The organism is Streptomyces sp. NBC_00663 (genome assembly GCF_036226885.1).
Taxonomy (GTDB): domain Bacteria; phylum Actinomycetota; class Actinomycetes; order Streptomycetales; family Streptomycetaceae; genus Streptomyces.
This window is the reverse complement of record NZ_CP109027.1, coordinates 6457208-6475589: the sequence shown is the minus strand read 5'-3', so window position 1 is coordinate 6475589 and position 18382 is coordinate 6457208. Positions and strand designations below refer to the sequence as shown.

15 protein-coding genes and 1 tRNA gene are annotated in these 18382 nt (G+C 71.1%); 3 read left to right on the top strand and 13 right to left on the bottom strand.

The features are described 5' to 3' along the window. Nucleotides 1–98 precede the first annotated feature (98 nt). On the bottom strand, nucleotides 99–1967 hold the full coding sequence (gene lepA, locus OG866_RS29545; RefSeq protein ID WP_329339359.1) for a translation elongation factor 4: 1869 nt from the start codon (nucleotides 1965–1967) through the stop codon (nucleotides 99–101). A 222-nt stretch (nucleotides 1968–2189) separates the two neighbouring features. Between lepA and rpsT the strand changes: the two genes are divergently transcribed. Then, nucleotides 2190–2456, top strand: a complete 267-nt coding sequence (gene rpsT / locus OG866_RS29540) for a 30S ribosomal protein S20 (RefSeq protein ID WP_329339357.1) — start codon at nucleotides 2190–2192, stop codon at nucleotides 2454–2456. Between the two features lie 222 nt (nucleotides 2457–2678). Here the strand turns inward: rpsT and OG866_RS29535 are convergent, their stop codons facing one another. From OG866_RS29535 to leuS, 9 genes are all read right to left on the bottom strand, one after another. Continuing rightward, on the bottom strand, nucleotides 2679–3074 hold the full coding sequence (locus tag OG866_RS29535; RefSeq protein ID WP_329339356.1) for a nuclear transport factor 2 family protein: 396 nt from the start codon (nucleotides 3072–3074) through the stop codon (nucleotides 2679–2681). Between the two features lie 157 nt (nucleotides 3075–3231). After that, nucleotides 3232–4221 carry a DNA polymerase III subunit delta gene (holA, locus tag OG866_RS29530; protein ID WP_329339354.1) on the bottom strand — a complete coding sequence of 330 codons (990 nt, stop codon included), beginning with the start codon at nucleotides 4219–4221 and terminating at the stop codon, nucleotides 3232–3234. A gap of 83 nt (nucleotides 4222–4304) precedes the next feature. Beyond that, on the bottom strand, nucleotides 4305–4550 hold the full coding sequence (locus OG866_RS29525; protein ID WP_329339352.1) for a hypothetical protein: 246 nt from the start codon (nucleotides 4548–4550) through the stop codon (nucleotides 4305–4307). A 135-nt stretch (nucleotides 4551–4685) separates the two neighbouring features. Further along, nucleotides 4686–5561 (bottom strand): arylamine N-acetyltransferase family protein, encoded by an 876-nt coding sequence (locus OG866_RS29520; protein WP_329339350.1) that lies wholly within the window; start codon nucleotides 5559–5561, stop codon nucleotides 4686–4688. Between the two features lie 96 nt (nucleotides 5562–5657). Further along, nucleotides 5658–8327 carry a ComEC/Rec2 family competence protein gene (locus OG866_RS29515; RefSeq protein ID WP_329339348.1) on the bottom strand — a complete coding sequence of 890 codons (2670 nt, stop codon included), beginning with the start codon at nucleotides 8325–8327 and terminating at the stop codon, nucleotides 5658–5660. After that, the gene (locus tag OG866_RS29510; protein ID WP_329339346.1) at nucleotides 8324–9463 is read right to left on the bottom strand and encodes a ComEA family DNA-binding protein; all 1140 of its coding nucleotides are present in this window, start codon (nucleotides 9461–9463) and stop codon (nucleotides 8324–8326) included. Before OG866_RS29510 ends, OG866_RS29515 begins: the two co-directional genes overlap by 4 nt. Nucleotides 9464–9627: 164 nt before the next feature. After that, nucleotides 9628–10473 carry a DegV family protein gene (locus tag OG866_RS29505; protein WP_329339344.1) on the bottom strand — a complete coding sequence of 282 codons (846 nt, stop codon included), beginning with the start codon at nucleotides 10471–10473 and terminating at the stop codon, nucleotides 9628–9630. A 72-nt stretch (nucleotides 10474–10545) separates the two neighbouring features. Beyond that, nucleotides 10546–11295, bottom strand: coding sequence for a hypothetical protein (locus OG866_RS29500; protein WP_329339342.1), 750 nt, complete (start codon nucleotides 11293–11295; stop codon nucleotides 10546–10548). 161 nt (nucleotides 11296–11456) lie between these two features. Continuing rightward, entirely contained in the window at nucleotides 11457–14333 is a 2877-nt protein-coding gene (gene leuS / locus OG866_RS29495) for a leucine--tRNA ligase (protein ID WP_329339340.1), read from the bottom strand. Between the two features lie 428 nt (nucleotides 14334–14761). On the opposite strand from leuS, the gene OG866_RS29490 reads away from it, so the two are divergent. Beyond that, on the top strand, nucleotides 14762–16051 hold the full coding sequence (locus tag OG866_RS29490; RefSeq protein ID WP_329339338.1) for a cytochrome b/b6 domain-containing protein: 1290 nt from the start codon (nucleotides 14762–14764) through the stop codon (nucleotides 16049–16051). Next, nucleotides 16048–17661, top strand: a complete 1614-nt coding sequence (locus OG866_RS29485) for an NADH-ubiquinone oxidoreductase-F iron-sulfur binding region domain-containing protein (protein ID WP_329339337.1) — start codon at nucleotides 16048–16050, stop codon at nucleotides 17659–17661. Before OG866_RS29490 ends, OG866_RS29485 begins: the two co-directional genes overlap by 4 nt. Nucleotides 17662–17773: 112 nt before the next feature. On the opposite strand, the gene OG866_RS29480 is transcribed toward OG866_RS29485, so the two are convergent. The 3 genes from OG866_RS29480 to OG866_RS29470 form a co-directional block, all read right to left on the bottom strand. After that, a tRNA-Ala gene (locus OG866_RS29480) sits at nucleotides 17774–17846 on the bottom strand. Between the two features lie 102 nt (nucleotides 17847–17948). Continuing rightward, nucleotides 17949–18182, bottom strand: a complete 234-nt coding sequence (locus OG866_RS29475) for a hypothetical protein (RefSeq protein WP_019523121.1) — start codon at nucleotides 18180–18182, stop codon at nucleotides 17949–17951. 3 nt (nucleotides 18183–18185) lie between these two features. Further along, nucleotides 18186–18359 (bottom strand): hypothetical protein, encoded by a 174-nt coding sequence (locus OG866_RS29470; RefSeq protein WP_329339329.1) that lies wholly within the window; start codon nucleotides 18357–18359, stop codon nucleotides 18186–18188. Nucleotides 18360–18382: the final 23 nt, after the last annotated feature.

The following is an 18382-nucleotide window of genomic DNA, read 5'->3' as shown; positions in this document are numbered from 1 at the left end:
CGGCGGCCTGTCACTTCGTACAGAGCGCGACGCTACGCACGCGTAGGGGCCCGTCGCTCTGACGCGCGACAGGCCCCTATTTTCACGGGAAAACGGCGCTACTTCTTGCCCTTGCCGGAACCCGCGCTCTCGTCGCTGCTCAGCACGGCGATGAAGGCTTCCTGCGGAACCTCCACAGAGCCCACCATCTTCATCCGCTTCTTGCCCTCCTTCTGCTTCTCCAGGAGCTTCCGCTTCCGGGAGATGTCACCGCCGTAGCACTTGGCGAGGACGTCCTTGCGGATGGCGCGGATGGTCTCGCGGGCGATGACCCGGGAGCCGATGGCGGCCTGGATGGGCACCTCGAAGGCCTGCCGCGGGATGAGCTCGCGCAGCTTGGCGACGAGCCGCACGCCGTACGCGTACGCCGCGTCCTTGTGCGTGATCGCCGAGAAGGCGTCGACCTTGTCGCCGTGCAGCAGGATGTCGACCTTGACGAGGCTGGAGGTCTGCTCGCCGGTGGGCTCATAGTCCAGGGAGGCGTAGCCGCGGGTCTTGGACTTCAGCTGGTCGAAGAAGTCGAAGACGATCTCGGCGAGCGGCAGCGTGTACCGGATCTCGACGCGGTCCTCGGACAGGTAGTCCATGCCGAGCAGGGTCCCGCGCCGGGTCTGGCACAGCTCCATGATCGAGCCGATGAACTCCGAGGGCGCGAGGATCGTGGCCCGTACGACGGGCTCGTAGACCTTGTCGATCTTCCCCTCGGGGAACTCGCTCGGGTTGGTGACGACGTGCTCGCTGCCGTCCTCCATGTCCACGCGGTAGACCACGTTCGGCGCGGTGGCGATCAGGTCGAGCCCGAACTCGCGCTCCAGCCGCTCACGGATCACGTCGAGGTGCAGCAGGCCCAGGAAGCCGACACGGAAGCCGAAGCCGAGCGCGGCGGAGGTCTCCGGCTCGTAGACGAGCGCGGCGTCGTTGAGCTGGAGCTTGTCGAGGGCCTCGCGCAGCTCGGGGTAGTCGGAGCCGTCCAGCGGATAGAGCCCGGAGAAGACCATGGGCTTGGGGTCCTTGTATCCCCCGAGCGCCTCGGTGGCCCCCTTCTGCTGGCTGGTGACGGTGTCACCGACCTTGGACTGGCGGACGTCCTTCACGCCGGTGATGAGGTAGCCCACCTCACCGACGCCGAGGCCGTCGGCGCCGAGCATCTCGGGCGAGTTCGTCCCGATCTCCAGCAGCTCGTGGGTGGCGCCGGTCGACATCATCTTGATGCGCTCACGCTTGTTGAGCTGCCCGTCGATGACTCGGACGTACGTCACGACACCGCGGTAGGAGTCGTAGACGGAGTCGAAGATCATGGCGCGGGCGGGCGCGTCGGCGACGCCGATGGGGGCCGGGACCTCGCGCACGACCTTGTCGAGCAGCGCGTCGACGCCCACGCCCGTCTTGGCGGAGACCTTGAGGACGTCCTCGGGGTCGCAGCCGATGAGGTTGGCGAGCTCCTCGGAGAACTTCTCCGGCTGGGCGGCCGGCAGGTCGATCTTGTTCAGTACGGGGATGATCTTGAGGTCGTTCTCCATCGCCAGGTACAGGTTGGCGAGGGTCTGGGCCTCGATGCCCTGGGCGGCGTCGACGAGGAGGACGGTCCCCTCGCAGGCGGCGAGCGACCGCGAGACCTCGTAGGTGAAGTCGACGTGCCCGGGGGTGTCGATCATGTTCAGGATGTGCGTGTTGGTCTTGTCATGGGACGGAGCCCACGGCAAACGCACCGCCTGGGACTTGATCGTGATGCCCCGCTCACGCTCGATGTCCATACGGTCGAGGTACTGAGCACGCATCTGCCGCTGCTCGACCACACCGGTCAGCTGGAGCATCCGGTCGGCGAGGGTGGACTTGCCGTGGTCGATGTGCGCGATGATGCAGAAATTGCGGATCAGAGCCGGGTCGGTACGGCTCGGCTCGGGCACATTGTTAGGGGTCGCGGGCACGCAGGGTCCTGTCTCTTGAGGCGCCTTATGCCTCGGGTCGGATCGATACGTAGGCTCCATGGTCCCACGGCGGGCGACCGGGGACCGTTTTGGGCCAGCACCCGCCACCCTGGTAGCCTGGGTGGCTGTGTCTCATGCCCTCTCAGCGCGAGGCACACCCCAAGAAATCACCTGGCCCGGATCCCTCGCGGATCCGCGCCTGAACCTGAAAAGGCTCAATCAGTGGCGAACATCAAGTCCCAGATCAAGCGGATCAAGACCAACGAGAAGGCCCGGCTGCGCAACAAGGCCGTCAAGTCCTCCCTGAAGACCGCGATCCGCAAGGCCCGTGAGGCTGCTGCCGCGGGTGACGTCGAGAAGGCCACCGAGTACCAGCGCGCTGCCGCGCGCCAGCTCGACAAGGCCGTCTCGAAGGGCGTCATCCACAAGAACCAGGCCGCCAACAAGAAGTCGGCGCTTGCTTCGAAGGTCACCGGCCTCAACGGCTGACACTTGATATTGACGCCGGAAGGACCCGAGCGGGCCCTCTCTCATCCGCTCCCGACCGGCTCCCCGGATCTGCGCGCGGCCTGCGTTCGCCACGCGGGCGCGGATCCACCATCGTGAACCGAAGGCCCCGGCACCTGCCCTTCCCAAGGGTGGAAGCCGGGGCCTTCGGCATGGCCGGGGGCGTCTCTTCCGGATCAGCCCGGCTCGTGGCGGCGCCGGGCCTCAGGCCCAGAACGCGTCGCTCTTCTCGATGTCCTCAAGGCACTCGTCGAGATCGGTGACCTTGTCCCCGACGATCCGGAAGACGATGCAGCCGGTGTCGTCCAGGTGCCTGCCCTGGCGATCGGCCGTGACCCGACACATGCCGACCGCGTGACCACGGCCGTCGACGGCGATCCCGAGCATCTCCAGGCGCATCGACCCCCCGGTCTCCTCACCGAGACGCCGGTACATGTCGAGGATCGCGTCCTGCCCCTTGAAGTCGCCCGAGAGCGGGTGAGTGCCGGGCACATGATGCGTGGCGTCCTTGGCGATCAGTTCCCGCAGGGTGTCCATGTCCCCCCGGGTGAATGCCTCGAAGCCCTTGCGGACGAGCGTTGCGTGCGGGTGTTCAGCCATGACAACCGCCACCTCTCCGTGGTCTCGGCGATATGCGGCTGATGCCTCCGATTGTCCTCCCGCCACCGACAATCGTCACGACCGGGCCTTTCAGCCCGTCCGCCCTTCGAGGACGAGGCCCTTTCGGAGCCGGGGCGGGGACGCCGTCCCCTGCTCCCTACCCGCGCCCCCGCGACCGCGCCGCACGAGCGACCGCGACGACCGCCTTCTCCAGGGCGTACCCGGGATCGTCCCCGCCGCCCTTCACCCCCGCGTCCGCCTCGGCCACCGCCCGCAACGCGAAGGCCACCCCGTCGGGCGTCCACCCCCGCATCTGCTGCCGCACCCGATCGATCTTCCACGGCGGCATCCCCAGCTCCCGCGCGAGATCCGCCGGCCGTCCGCCCCGGGCCGACGACAGCTTCCCGATCGCCCGCACCCCCTGCGCCAACGCACTGGTGATCATCACCGGCGCCACCCCGGTCGCCAACGACCACCGCAGCGCCTCCAACGCCTCCGCGGCCCGCCCCTCGACCGCCCGGTCGGCCACGGTGAAGCTCGACGCCTCGGCCCGCCCCGTGTAGTACCGCCCGACCACCGCCTCGTCGATGGTCCCCTCGACATCGGCCACCAGCTGCGACACGGCGGACGCCAGCTCCCGCAGATCACTGCCGATCGCGTCGACCAGCGCCTGACAGGCCTCCGGTGTCGCCGACCGCCCCGTCGCCCGGAACTCCCCCCGCACGAACGCCAGCCGGTCCGCCGGCTTGGTCATCTTCGGGCAGGCCACCTCCCGCGCCCCCGCCTTGCGCGCGGCGTCCAGCAGCCCCTTGCCCTTCGCACCCCCCGCGTGCAGCAGCACGAGGGTGATCTCCTCGGCGGGCGCCCCGAGATACCCCTTCACGTCCTTGACCGTGTCGGCCGACAGGTCCTGCGCGTTGCGTACGACCACGACCTTGCGCTCCGCGAAGAGCGAGGGACTGGTCAGCTCGGCAAGGGTGCCGGGCTGCAACTGGTCCGGGGTCAGGTCCCGTACGTCCGTGTCGGCGTCGGCGGCCCGAGCGGCGGCCACCACCTCCTGCACGGCACGGTCGAGCAGAAGGTCCTCCTGGCCCACGGCAAGCGTCACGGGGGCGAGAGGGTCGTCATTCGCAGTCTTCCTGGCCATCGCGACAAGCATGGCACGCGCCACTGACAACGACCGCCCCCAAGCCCCGCCCCGGCGCCCTACCGCTTTACGGCTCTACGGCTCTACGGCTCCTCCCGCCACCCGTCCCACTCCCCCGCGAACTCGTCCAACGTTCCGGGATCGAGCCGTCCCTCCTCGTCCCGCAGGACGACCAGCCACTGCGCGTCCTCCGCGTCGTCCTCCCCGGCCAACGCGTCCCGCACCAGCTGCGGCTCCTCGGTCACCCCGAACCGCTCCCCGAGCTCCCGCGCCGCTTCCTCCGCGGCGTCCCGGTCGGGCAGCACCAGCACATGTCTCACATCACTCACGCCCCCATTCTCCGGCACCGCCCCGACGCGCCTCACCCGACGACCGACCCCACCCTCTCCCTATCGATCCCTATCGATCCCTATCGATTCGATCCCCATCGATCTCTACCGATCCCTGCCGATCCGCATCGATCCCTACCGGTCCCCCTCGACCGGCCGCCCCGTCCGCCCGGCCGCCCCGCCGAAGTCCCGCACCTCCGGCACCCGCTCCAGCGCGATCCCGAACCGCTCCCGGTACACCGCGAGCACCTCCTCGTCCGTCGCCAGTTCCCGCACCTCGCGCGCCCCGTCCGCCGCCGTCACCGTGAGACTCCGGCCGCTGAGCGTGATCCTCCCGCCATCGTCCGTGACCCGCGAGCACACCAGCGACTTCGTGAAGTGCGACCCCGGCGAGGTGCTGTGCCACCACGCGCCCGCCACGAAGTCATGGAGCACCCGGGGCCGCGCCTCCAACCGGTACTGGGGCTTGCCGTTCATGACGACGTCCAGGTCCACGGCCTCGGCCGCCGCGAGCCCGCCGCCCCGTACCCCGGCCGCGTCCGGCCCCGCCACCACGACCCGGAAGACGCCCGCGGGATCGTCCTGCTCCTCCCGCGCCCCGACCGCCAGCGGCCGGTGACTGAGCGCCCCGAAGCCCACGTCGGCCAGCCAGTCGCCCCCGTCCACCGTCCGCACCCGCAGCGCGAGATGGTCGTACGGAATGCCAAGCCGCCCCTCCTCCCCGTACACCCGGCCCGCGAGCAGCGTCACGTCGAAGCCCAGCGCGCCGAGCAACGCCCCGAAGGCGCCGTTGAGTTCGTAGCAGAACCCGCCCCGGCGCGCCCCCACCACCTTGTCCAGCAGCCGCTTCTCCTCCAGCACGATCTCCTCCCCGAGATGGACCGAGAGGTTCTCGAAGGGCACGGTCCGCAGATGGCGCAGGTGCAGCTCGCACAGCGCGTCCGTGGTGGGCCGCGCCGGGCGACCGGCTCCCAGGCGGCGGAGATAGGCGTCGACCTGTACAGAATCCATGCCTTCAGTCTCCGTCACCACCGCCTCCACCACCCTGGACCTCGACCGGCTTCAGCCACCCGAGACCCGCAGCCCCTCCCTTGGCCTCAACCGACCTCAGCCACCCGAGACTCGCAACCCGCCCCCCGTCCCCGAGACCGCCAACGCCCCGTCCTCGTCCGTCCGCAGCACCACCGCGCCCAGGGCCCGCAGCGCCGCGACCGTGCCGGGTGCCGGATGCCCGTACGGGTTGTCCCTTCCGCAGGAGATCAGCGCCAGCCGCGGAGCCACCTTTCGTATGAGTTCCGGATCCTGGTAGGCGGAACCGTGGTGGGCCACCTTGAGGACGTCCACGCCGCCCAGCGACGCACCCGCCGGCGACCTCAAAAGCGCCTGCTGGGCCGGGGGTTCGAGATCACCGAGCAACAGCAACCGCAGCTCCGCCGACCGCACGAGCAGCGTGACACTGGCGTCGTTCGGCCCGTCCGGTTCCGGTGCGACGAGCCCGACCGGTGCCCCCGGTGGCACATTCGGTGGTGGACTCGGCGGCGGCCACACGACCTGCCAGGACAGTGACCCCGTGCGCCGCTCCTCCCCGGCGACCGCGCGGGTGAGCGGAATGTGCCGCCGCGCCGCCTGTCTCCGTACGAACTCCACCTGGTCCACGGGCTCTTCGAACCCGGTCGTCTCGATCGCGCCCACCGCCCGCCCGCGCAGCACCCCGGGCAGGCCCGCCACATGGTCGGCGTGGAAGTGGGTCAGGACGACCAAGGGCACCTTGGTGATCCCGAGCGTGCGCAGACACCGGTCGACCAACGCCGGGTCGGGCCCCGCGTCGACCACCACGCCCGTGCCGTCGCCCGCCGCGAGCACCGTCGCGTCGCCCTGTCCCACGTCGCAGACCGCGAACCGCCAGCCGGGCGGCGGCCACCCGGTGACGACCCTGGTCAACGGCGGCGGCTGCACCACCACCAGCACGAGCAGCGTCCCGCAGGCCCCGCACCACCACGGATGCCGCAGCAACCGTCGACCGGCCAGGACCACGACCCCCGTGACCACGGCGAGCAGAGCCGCCCCGCCCCAGCTGCCCGGCCAGTCCACCCCCGCGCCGGGCAGCGCCGCCCCGGTACGGGCGACGTCCGCGATCCAACCGGCGGGCCAACTCGCGCACCACGCCAGCGCCTTGGCCACCGGCATCGCCACCGGTGCCGCCGCCAGCGCCGCGAAGCCCAGCACCGTGGCCGGCGCCACCGCGAACTCCGCGAGCAGATTGCACGGCACCGCCACCAGACTCACCCGTGCCGACAGCACCGCCACGACCGGCGCGCACAGGGCCTGCGCGGCACCGGCGGCGGCCAGCGCCTCCGCCAGCCGCGGTGGCACCCGCCGCCGTTGCAGGGCCGCGCTCCAGCGGGGCCCGATCGTCAGCAGGGCTCCGGTGGCCAGCACGGACAGCAGGAATCCGTAACTGCGGCCCAGCCAAGGGTCGTACAGCACCAGCAGCAGTACGGCCGTCGCCAGCGCCGGGATCAGCGATCTGCGGCGTCCGGTCGCCAGGGCGAGCAGGACGACGGCACCGCAGGCCGCGGCCCGCAGCACGCTCGGGTCCGGTCGGCACACGACGACGAAGGCCAGGGTGAGCACGCCGCCGAGCACCGCTGTCGTCCGCAGCGGGATACCGAGCCGGGGTGCGAGTCCGCGCCGTTCGACCCGCTGGGCCAGCCCGGGCGGTCCGATGAGCAGGGCGAGGATGATCGTGAGGTTGCTCCCGGAGACGGCGAGCGTGTGGGCGAGGTCGGTCGCCTTGAACGCCTCGTCCAGCTCCGGTGTGATCCGCGAGGTGTCGCCGACGACCAGCCCCGGCAGCAGCGCCCGGGCATCCCCCGGCAACGGATCGGTGGCCGCCCGCAGCCCCGCCCGGAGCCGCCCCGCGAACCGCTGCACCCCCGACGGCCCCGCCACGACGTCCGGCGCCACCCGGCCCGAGACCCGCGCCACCCCCGCGACCCGGTCCCCGTCCCGCACCGTCGGCGCCAGCCGCGCACTCACCCGCACCCGCGTGGAGGGCAGCAGCCGAAGCCAGCCCGAAGTCGGTGCCCCAGCACCGACACCCACCTGCCCGACACCGGCCCCGCCATCCGCACCCGCACCCGCACCCGCACCCGCACGCAGCTGACCGCCGGAACCGACACCTGCCGCCATCTCCGTCCCGGCGGCCCCTCTCCCCGCCCCCACGTCAACGATCACCAGCACCGGCGTCCGCGTCTCCACCGCTGCCCCGCCCGGTTCCTCGACCCGCCGCACCTCCGCGCCGATCAGCACGGAGGCCGGGGCCATGTGATCCCCCTTGACCCGAGGCCGGGTGAGCCGGGGATCCGAGGTGATCTCCAGCTCAGCGGTCACCGTGGCGTACTCCCGCACCAGCGCGGGAACGGGTCCCCGGCGCAGATCGGCGCCGTGCAACCCCGCGGAGGCGGCTGCCGCGGCGACGCACAGCAGCACGGCGGCGACCGCCACCCGACGCCCGGCACGCCTCGGCATCACCAGGAGCCCCACCCCTGCGACCAGGCACCCGAGGGCGAGGCCGATGACCCGTCCCGACGCGGCGTCCACCATCGTCGCCGCCGTCAGCCAGGCGGCCAGCGCGGGCGGTACGAGTCGTAGGTCGGTCGGCCCCTCCTGCCGGGGGTTGGCCGCGCCCAACCGCGCGCCGGAGGAGGCATGCACGGCCGGGCGCGGGTGAGGTGCCGTCGACGGGGGCTCCGCAGGGCCAGGGACGCGACTCATGGCCGTACGAGATTCCGCAGGTCGGCGAAGCGACGCTCACCGATGCCGTTGACCTCGCGCAGTTCGTCCACCGAGCGGAAACCGGCGTGCTGTGTGCGGTAGTCGACGATGTGCTGGGCCAGCACCGGACCGACGCCGGGCAGAGTGTCGAGCTGGTCCACGGTCGCCGTGTTGAGGGAGACCGGCGCGGCGGGCCCAGCCCCCGCCACCGAACCGCCTGAACCGCCTGAACCGCCCGAGCCCACTGAGCCCGCCGCACCTCCCGCACCCCCGGCAGGACCGGCAGGACCGGACGCCGCCCCGGCCGGAGCACCGACGACGACCTGCTCACCGTCGATCAGGAAGCGGGCCCGGTTGAGACCGGTGGTGTCCGCACCGGGCTTGACCCCGCCGGCCGCGCGGAGGGCGTCGGCGACCCGTGCCCCCGCCGGAAGGCGATGGATCCCGGGTTTCCGGACCTTGCCGCTGACGTCCACCACAATCTCGGACATCGCCGTACCGACCGCGCCCGGCACCCCACCCGAGGCACCGGCCCCGCCCTCCGTACGCTGCTCGTCGGACGTCCGCTGCCCCTCGAAAGGCACCGCCGCGCGCACCACCTCCGGCGCCCGCACCGACTGCGTACGGCCGGTCCAGAAGTGCTGCACGGCGAAACCGGCCGCGACCACGAGCAGCACCGCGAGCGCCACCACGCTCCGCCGCTCCAGACCGCACCTGGTCTGAAGCCACACCGGCATCCGCTCCCGCACGGCAAGCCCCACCCGCACCCGCCAGTCCCCCGAAGCCGAAGCCGAAGCCGAAGACGAACCCGCCACAGACGGAGCCGGAATCGGCGTCGGAGACGGAGACGGAGACGGACTCGGAATCGGCGTCGGCGTCGGCGTCAGGACCGCAGTCGTCGGACCGTCCTCCGCCGGAACATCCGCCCCCGCCCCCAACTCCCGCCACTCTCCCGCCCGTTCGGCGAAGATGACCTCCGCGCGCCGCCGAAGCTCCTCGCCCGACGCATACCGATGCCGGCCCCGACGGCCGGCGGGCGAGGGGCGTCGACGATGGCGGCTGCGGACATCCGAGGCAGGGCCACGGCCCGGCCCACTGGTCGGGACAGCTGTGCGTGAACGTGATCGAAGTGCCATGCGCCGAGGATCCGGCACTTCGCCCTTCCACGATGATCTTGCTCAATTCCCGGGGACGACCACCCAGTTGTGGATAACTCCACCACCCACACGAGTGACAGACACACGCCCCCGAGCCGCCCCGATGTCCGCCCGCGCCCGCCACCGAGGCGAAGCCACCCCCGTCACCGAGGCGAAACCACAGCCCCCAGCAACCCAGGCCCCGTATGCGCCCCGATCACCGCCCCGACCTCGCTCACATGCAGGTCCGCCAGCCCGGGCACCCGCGCCCGCAGCCGGTCCGCCAGGGCCGACGCCCGGTCGGGGGCGGCGAGATGGTGGACCGCGATGTCGACCTGCGCGCTGCCGGCCCGGTCGGCCACGATCTCCTCCAGGCGGGCGATCGCCTTCGACGCCGTCCGCACCTTCTCCAGCGGTTCGATGCGCCCGCCTTCCAGCTGGAGCAGCGGCTTGACCGCGAGGGCGGAGCCGAGGAGGGCCTGCGCGGCGCCGATCCGGCCGCCGCGACGCAGATAGTCGAGGGTGTCGACGTAGAAGTAGGCGGAGGTGCCGGAGGCCCGCTTCTCGGCGGCCGTGACGGCCTCGTCGATGGTGCCGCCGCTCTCGGCGGCCTCGGCCGCCGCGAGCGCGCAGAAGCCGAGGGCCATCGCGATCATCCCGGTGTCCACGACCCGTACCGGCACCGGTGCCTCGCGGGCGGCCAGGACGGCGGCGTCGTAGGTGCCGGAGAGTTCGGCGGACAGATGGAGGGAGACGATGCCGGTGGCGCCGGTCTCGGCGACCTTGCGGTAGGTCTCGGCGAAGAGCTGCGGGCTGGGGCGGGAGGTGGTGACCGGGCGCCGTTTCTGGAGCGCCTGGGCCAGCGACCGGGTCGAGATCTCGGTGCCCTCTTCGAGTGCCTGGTCGCCGAGGACCACGGTCAGCGGTACCGCGGTGATGCCGTGGCGCTCCATCGTCCGCGGCGGCAGGTAGGCCGTTGAATCGGTGACGATCGCGACATGGCGGGACATGAGCTGGAGGTTACCTGCCGTAGCGCCCGTGCGGCAGCCCGACCCCTCCGGGCCGGAGGGGCCGTGGCCGGATCAAGTCGTGCTCTCGGGGCGGGGCTTCTTCTGCCAGGGGTAGGTGGGGCGGGTGACCGGTGGCGTGATGGAGGTCTGCGTCGGTTCCTCGGCCGTGCGGGACCGCGGGGTCTGCGGCCAGGTCTGCCGGGAGTCCGCGCCGTCGGCGGCCGGGGCGTCGGGCCAGGACGGCGGGGACTGCGCGGCGGCCGGATCCGTCGGCTCGGCCGTGGTCCAGTGGCGCAGGGCGCCGGCCTCCATGTCGATCTGGGTGCTCAGGGAGTCCAGGTCGTCGTCCGCGAAGCGGCGGGCCCGGTCGCGGGCGGCCCAGCGCAGGGAGTCGGCGGAGCGGGTGATGGTCTCGGTGCGCTCGCGCAGGGCGGGCAGCCGCTCGGCGAGGGTCGCGCGGTCCGGCTCGGACTCCAGTCGGCGCAGTTCGGCGTCGAGTTCGTGGCCGTGCGCGCTGAGCCGGTCGAAGAGGGCGAGGGACTCCTTGAGGGACTCGTCCTCGGCCACGCCCGCGTGCAGCGCGTCCTGGGTGGCGCGCATGGAGGTCCGCAGGCGCAGCCGCAGTTGGGCGACCTCGCCCGCGGGGCCGGGCTGCACCATGGACTTGGCCCGCAGGGTGTGGTCCTCGACCGTGCGCCGGGCCTGGGTGATGGTGCGGTCCACCCCGCGCTTGGCGGCGCCGACCGCCTTCACGGTGGCGTAGGCGCCGAGCACCAGGAAGAGCACGAAAAGCAGAGCGACGATCGCCAACAGTGCCTCCACAACGCTCCTCCTCCACCGGGCGCGAGGTTCCACGCCCCTCTCTCAACGGTAAACGCAACAGGCAGGCCCGGAGTTCCAGAAGAACCCCGAACCTGCCCGTACCGAAGCCCTAGGGGCCGACCGCCTCCCGGACGACCGGACGCCTACGCCTACGCCTACGCCTACGCCGGAACGATGTTCACCAGCTTCGGCGCCCGCACGATCACCTTGCGGATGCCCGCCCCGTCCAGCGCCGCCACGACCTTGTCGTCGGCCAGCGCCACCTTCTCCAGCTCCTCCTCGGAGATGGTCGGCGAGACCTCCAGGCGGGCCTTGACCTTGCCCTTGATCTGCACGACGCAGGTCACGCTCTCGTCCACCACGTACGCGGGGTCGGCGACCGGCAGGTCCTGGTGGACGACCGAGTCGGTGTGGCCCAGCTTGCGCCACAGCTCCTCGGCGATGTGCGGGGCCAGCGGGGCGATCAGCAGCACCAGCGCCTCGGCGACGGACCTGGGCAGCGCGCCGCCCGCCTTGGTCAGGTGGTTGTTCAGCTCGGTGACCTTGGCGATGGCGGTGTTGAACCGCATGCCCTCCAGGTCGCCGCGCACACCGTCGATGGCCTTGTGCAGGGCACGCAGCGTGTCCTCGTCGGGCTCGGCGTCGGAGACGGTGACCTCACCGCTCGCCTCGTCGACGATGTTGCGCCACAGCCGCTGAAGCAGCCGGAACTGGCCGACCACCGCGCGCGTGTCCCACGGCCGGGAGACGTCCAGCGGGCCCATCGCCATCTCGTACAGGCGCAGGGTGTCGGCGCCGTACTCGGCGGCGATCTCGTCCGGAGTGACCGCGTTCTTCAGGGACTTGCCCATCTTGCCCAGCAGTCGGGAGACCTTCTCGCCCTGGTAGTAGTAGGCGCCGTCGCGCTCCTCCACCTCGGCGGCCGGTACGGCGATCCCGCGCGCGTCCCGGTAGACGTAGGCCTGGATCATGCCCTGGTTGAACAGCTTGTGGAACGGCTCCGCGGAGGAGACGTGGCCCAGGTCGAACAGGACCTTGGACCAGAAGCGCGCGTACAGCAGGTGCAGCACGGCGTGCTCGGCACCGCCGACGTACAGGTCGACGCCGCCGTGCGGCCGGCCCTCGCGCGGACCCATCCAGTACTGCTCGATCTCGGGGTCGACCAGGGCCTCGCTGTTGTGCGGGTCCAGGTAGCGCAGTTCGTACCAGCAGGAACCGGCCCAGTTGGGCATGGTGTTGGTCTCACGCCGGTACTTCCGCGGACCGCGCCCGTCGCCCAGGTCCAGGGTGACGTTGACCCAGTCCTCGTTGCGGGACAGCGGGGTCTCCGGGGAGGTGTCCGCGTCGTCCGGGTCGAAGGTGCGCGGCGAGTAGTCCTCGACCTCGGGCAGCTCCAGCGGCAGCATCGACTCGGGCAGGGAGTGCGCGACGCCGTCCTCGTCGTAGACGATCGGGAAGGGCTCGCCCCAGTAGCGCTGACGGCTGAACAGCCAGTCGCGCAGCCGGAAGTTGATGGTGCCCTCGCCGACGCCGGACCGCTCCAGCCACTCGGTGATGCGCGCCTTGGCCTCGGCGACGGGCAGGCCGTCCAGGGAGATGCCCTCACCCGAGGAGTTGATGATCTTCGCGTCGTAGGAGGCGAAGGCGTCCTCCCATGTGGAGGTGTCCGTGCCGCGGCCGTCGGTCGGCTCCACGATGCAGGTGATCGGCAGTTCGAAGGCGCGCGCGAACTCGAAGTCGCGCTGGTCGCCCGCGGGGACGGCCATGATCGCGCCGGTGCCGTAGCCCATCAGGACGTAGTCGGCGATGAAGACGGGGACCTGCTCGCCGTTGACCGGGTTGGTGGCGTAGGCGCCGATGAAGACGCCGGTCTTGTCCTTGGCCTCGGCCTGGCGCTCCACGTCGGACTTGGCGGCGGCCTGCGCGCGGTAGGCGGCGACGGCCTCGGCCGGGGTGGCGTGCCCGCCGGTCCAGACGTCGTGGGTGCCCTCGGGCCAGGCGGCCGGGGTGAACTTCTCGACCAGCGGGTGCTCGGGCGCCAGCACCATGTAGGTCGCGCCGAACAGGGTGTCGGGGCGGGTGGTGAAGACGGTGATGTTCTCGCCGTCGATCGGGAAGTCGACGCGGGCGCCCTCGGAGCGGCCGATCCAGTTGCGCTGCTGCAACTTGATGGCCTCGGGCCAGTCCAGCGCGTCCAGGTCGTCGATCAGCCGGTCGGCATAGGCGGTGATGCGCATGTTCCACTGGCGCAGCTTGGCCTTGAAGACGGGGAAGTTGCCGCGCTCGGAGCGGCCGTCGGCGGTGACCTCCTCGTTGGCCAGCACGGTGCCCAGCCCGGGACACCAGTTGACGGGCGCGTCGGAGGCGTAGGCCAGCCGGTACTCGCTCAGGACGTCGGCGCGCTCGGCGGCGGTCAGCGCGTCCCAGGAACGGCCACCGCGTACCGCGCGCTCACCGGACTCGAACTGGGCGATCAGCTCGGCGATCGGGCGGGCCTTCCGCGCCTCGTCGTCGTACCAGGAGTTGAAGATCTGGAGGAAGATCCACTGGGTCCACTTGTAGTAGTCCGGGTCGATCGTGGCGAACGACCGGCGCTTGTCGTGGCCCAGGCCCAGCCGGCGCAGCTGGGCCTTCATGTTCTCGATGTTGGCCTCGGTGGACACGCGCGGGTGCGTGCCGGTCTGCACGGCGTACTGCTCGGCGGGCAGGCCGAAGGCGTCGAAGCCCAGGGTGTGCAGGACGTTGTGGCCGGTCATGCGCTGGAAGCGGGCGAAGACGTCGGTGGCGATGTAGCCCAGCGGGTGGCCGACGTGGAGGCCCGCACCGGAGGGGTACGGGAACATGTCCATGATGAACTTCTTGGGCTTGGCGACCAGCTCCGGGTCGCCCGCCAGGTCACCCTTGGGGTTCGGTGCGGCGTACGTCCCCTCGGCGTCCCAGAAGTCCTGCCAGCGTGCCTCGATCTCGGCCGCCATGGCAGCCGTGTAGCGGTGCGGCGCGGCCACCTCGGCGGGGGCAGCGGGGTTCGTCTCGCTCATGATCCTTAAGCTCCATCGATCGTCTCTGCCAGCGGCTGCGTCGTCCAGGCTGTGACATCAGCAAATGAAAAATCCCCTCGCACAGGAGGGGACGCCGCGCTGATTCCGACCCGTCCGGTTCACCGGCGGTCGGGACTGGTCAGCGCGGCTCGCTAAGCAGAAGGCGTACGGCACGCATGGCGTCAGGGTACCGCAGCCGTTGAGCAAGCCGCGACGCGCTTACGTATGCCTCCTGTAGGCCCCGGACATCGGGTACCGAACTGAACAAACGTCAAAAGTTACTTCGCGTAACACCCACTAAGGGACAACGCAACAAGCCCACGGCCTTTTGATAACAACGCAATAACTCAAACCCCGTACCGATCGGTATGGCTCCACTTAGAGTGCGGCAGCGGGACCGCCTTCCCGAACTGCTCGGAGTTGCCCCCATGAACCCTCGTCGAAGTAACAGCTCGCTCCCCAGGCCCGGCCGCTCGGCCTACGGCATGGCGTCGGCTGTCGTTCTGCTCTTCATACCCGTGTTCGTGCTGGTAGGAGGTGACACGGTCCGTGACTTCCTGAACTTCGGCGCGGGCGTGCTGTCCCTCGTCTCCCTCAGCTGCTCGGTGATCTGGGGCCTGGTCGCCCAGGACCGGATCTTCCTCAACCCCAAACAGCGGATCATCGGCCAGGCCGTTCACCGGACGACCGCCGTCGGCTCGATCGCGTTCCTGCTGCTGCACATCACCACCAAGGTCGCCCTCGATCACACCCAGCTGATCGGCGCGATCGTCCCGTTCTCGCTCGGCGTCACCGGCAGCGCCGGCCTGATCGGCCTCGGCTCGCTGGCCGGGCTGCTGATGATCTTCGTGGGCATCACCGGCGCCCTGCGCAACCAGTTCGCCTCCCCCGCGCCGGTCGCCGCCCGCTGGCGGGCCATGCACATGCTGGCGTACCCGGCCTGGTGCTTCGCGCTGATCCACGGCCTGTACTCGGGCCGCGAGGCGAAGCCGGTCTTCGTGATCCTCTACAGCCTCTCCCTGGCCGGCGTGATGGCCGCGCTCGCCCTGCGCGCGGCGCCGCGCCCGGTCAAGCGCAAGGTCGCCGACCGGATCCAGGCGATCCTGGGCACCGAGGACCGGCCGGGCCGCGAGGAACTGGACGCGAGCCGGGCCAAGGTCGCCGAGGCCGCCTCCGCCCTGCCGGGCTACGAGAACACGCGAGCCGCGCGGTCCCGCCCGGAGCCCTCGTACGAGGCACCCGCGCCCGCCCCCGCCCCGGAGCCCGCGAACGGCTTCGCCGCCGCCTACCGCGCCGTCCAGCCCACCCCGCGCATCCCGCAGCAGCCGTCCTACGGCGCCGACCAGACCGCCCGCATGGACTTGCCCATGGACATGCAGCCCACGCAGGCCGTGCCCCGCTACGACACCGGCGGCAGCACCTCGGGCAGCTGGCCGATCCCGTCCCCGCCGCCGGTCGGCGAGGCACCTCCGTCGGCCTACGACCCGCTCCAGGACACCGGATACAATATCCCGACCTACCGCAATACGGACACGTCCGGATACGGCACGAGTGACGTGTACGACACCGGTGAGTCGAACGCCGCCTCCGGCGCGTACTACCCGAACGACACGTACAACAGCGGTCCCGCCACTGATCCAACGCCCGGTGACTCCTACGACTTCGGCGCACCGGGTTCGGGCGAACCTTGGAACATGCCTTCCGGAGGCTATAGGTGAACGAGGCCCTGCCCGACGTCCCAGAAGTCCGCGTGGTCGGTCTTCCCCAGCTCACGTCAGGCTTCGACCTTGTCGAAAGACTCGATCTGCCCATGCACCTGAAGGTGCACGGGCCGCTCGAACCCATGGGCGGCGAGCAGCTCGCGAAGCTCGCCGAGAACATCAACCTGAAGGGCCGCGGCGGCGCGGGCTTCCCCTTCCACAAGAAGCTGCGCTCGGTCGCCGAGGCGGCCATCAAGCGCGGGGTACGACCGGTCGTCGTCGTCAACGGCAGCGAGGACGAACCGGCCTGCCGCAAGGACACGGTGCTCATCAACCGTGCCCCGCACCTCATCCTGGACGGCGCCCTGCTGGCCGCCGAAGCCCTGGGCGCCCGCACGCTCGTGATCGGGGTCACCCGGGAGTCCACCCAGCGCTCCATGGAGGCCGCGCTCGCCGAACGCGGCCTCAGCAACGGCCGTAGATCGGCCCTTCGCGCGCGCGTGCAGCGCAACCCCGTCCGTATGGTCACCGGAGCGGCGGCGTCACTGATCCGCTCCATCGACGGCGGCCCGGCGATCCCGCCCGGCCGCAAGGTCAGCGCCTCCCAGAACGGCGTGGGCGGCGCACCGACCCTCCTGTCGAACGCGGAGACGTTCGCCCAGCTGGCGATCGCCGCCCGCATCGGCCCGGAGCGCTACGGCAACACCGGGCTGTACGACGAGCCGGGCACCGTCATGCTCACGGTCTCCGGCGCGGTCGCCCGCCCCATGGTGATCGAGGCCCCCACCGGCGTACCGCTGCGCTACATCCTCCAGCTCGCCGGCGCCCCGCCCGTTCCGCAGGGTGTGCTCACCGGCGGCTACCACGGCAAGTGGATCGACGCCGCGACCGTCAACGAGGCGGTCGTCTCCCGCAACTCCCTGGACGCGGTGGGCGGTGCGCTCGGCGCGGGCGCGATCCTGCCGATCAGTCAGGAGACCTGCCCGCTGGGCGAGTCGCTGATGGTGGCGAAGTGGCTGGCCGAGGAGAGCGCGGGCCAGTGCGGTCCCTGCTACCTCGGTCTGCCGGCCGCCGCGCGCGGCATGGAGGACATCCTCAACGGCGGCGGCCCGGCCGCCCTGGAGGCGCTCAAGCAGGTCGCCAAGAACGTGAAGCGGCGCGGCGCGTGCTCGCACCCGGACGGCTCCGCGATGTTCCTGGAGTCGACCATCAAGGCGTTCACCGACGACCTCGCCGCCCACGTCCTCGGCAACGGCTGCGGACGGCCCGTGGAGGGCGTTCTGCCGCTCTTCGAGGGCGGCATGGCGCCCGCGGGCCTCCCGGGCGGTGCCACGTCCGAGGAGAACGGCCCCAGCCGCCAGAAGATCTACGTCGACTGGACGCTGTGCCGCGGCCACGGTCTGTGCGCCGACATCCTCCCGGAGGTCTTCGAACTCGGCGCCGACGGCTTCCCCACGGTCGCCCAGGCCCAGGTCCCCCGCTACGCCGAGGCGAAGGCCCTCCGCGCGGTCCGCCGCTGCCCCGCCCTCGCCCTGCGCCTCGAGGAAGCGGCCCCCCGCGACAACGGCGCGTCCCGCAACCTGCCGGTCCTCTCCCAGGGCCGCGGCCGCCGCGCTCTGGGTCGCTGAGCCGACAGCACGAAGGGGGCCGCCCGATCCGGGCGGCCCCCTTCGGCATGTCAACTGCCCCCGGAAACGCAAGAATCCCGCCGGATCAAGATGATCCGGCGGGATCTTTCTGTGGAGCTAAGGAGAATTGAACTCCTGACCTCCTGCATGCCATGCAGGCGCTCTACCAACTGAGCTATAGCCCCTTGCGGTGTCCTCCGCGGTTTCCCCCGGCGGCGACGCCAACATTACACGCTCCCCCGGGTGGAACACCAAATCGTTTCCCTGAGGCCCACCACCGGCGGACCTCAGGCCGTGACGAACGAGTAGAACCTCTTGAGCGTGCAGTGCTCTTCGAGCAGCCGGCCATAGATCGGCTCGCCCTCGAGCTCCCGGTACGTCTCGATCGGGTCGCCTTTTATGATCAGCGCCCGCGCGCATTCCTCGCACCAGTACTGGTAATCGGGATTGAGGGGCTCCATGTCCCGCACGATCGGCGTCCCGCTGCCGCACCAGTCGCACTTTCGCCTGTGTGCACCCATCGATCAGCTCCAGCTGTGGCCGCAGGCCGTGCACACGTAGGAGATTCCGCCGTTGTCACCGAGCACTTGCGCGACATGGAGGGAACCGCAGGAAGGGCAGATGAGGCGGGTGACGGTGTCCCGGGCCAGCACTGCTCCGAGGAGGCCGTCGACCTCCTCGAGGATGCTCGCAGGCATCGCTACTCCCTCCCGTCGGGCCG